This is a genomic window from Mesorhizobium sp. M7A.F.Ca.US.014.04.1.1, from assembly GCF_003998745.1.
Classification (GTDB): domain Bacteria; phylum Pseudomonadota; class Alphaproteobacteria; order Rhizobiales; family Rhizobiaceae; genus Mesorhizobium; species Mesorhizobium ciceri.
In genome coordinates this window covers 1-551 of sequence record NZ_RZRW01001387.1, presented here as the reverse complement: position 1 = coordinate 551, position 551 = coordinate 1, and the positions used below count along the sequence as shown (strand labels likewise).

Genomic DNA, 551 nt, shown 5'->3' with positions numbered 1-551 from the left:
AGGGGTGGCAGCTAGGGCGATAGGGCTACTCGAATTCATGAAGGCGGCCACGTGCGGCGCGTGTTACGACTGTTGGCGCTAAACTGCGGAGCGGAAATCGTGACCGTGAACATAGTCGGACACGCGAGTCCAAACACATTCGCCTTCAAAACCAGTGCTCCGATCAAAGCCACGGGCTTTCAGGACGGCACCTGGGGCCTGGGCGTCGTCGAACAAAGCGGAGATCGTCCTGGTTGTGGAAAGCCTGTGTCGCCAGAGCGGCGCCGAGAGATACTCGAGGCTCTCGATGGCGTGCTGGGCGGCAATCCAGAGGTCGGAGCCTACAACCAGACATTCTGAGAGGAATTGGACCATGTCTGACCGGATCGTAAGTTTTGTCATGAGCGGGGGGGTCGGCTCACGGCTGTGGCCGCTCTCGCGCGAAGACAACCCCAAGCAATTCCACGATCTTTCGGGGGATGGCTCTATGCTTGCCAAGACTGTTCGTCGCCTTAAGGCGCGGCCGGACGGAGAGACGCCGATCTACCTGATAGCCTCCGAACGGCATGCCG

Annotated in this window: 2 protein-coding genes; both read left to right on the top strand. The window is 60.1% G+C overall.

Going from position 1 to position 551, the window contains the following annotated elements; genetic code table 11:
- Positions 1-99: 99 nt before the first annotated feature.
- The gene (locus tag EOA22_RS36700) at positions 100-339 is read left to right on the top strand and encodes a hypothetical protein (protein ID WP_127326026.1); all 240 of its coding nucleotides are present in this window, start codon (positions 100-102) and stop codon (positions 337-339) included.
- A gap of 13 nt (positions 340-352) precedes the next feature.
- Positions 353-551: sugar phosphate nucleotidyltransferase (locus EOA22_RS36695; RefSeq protein ID WP_245478817.1), on the top strand; the 199-nt coding region annotated here is incomplete at its 3' end.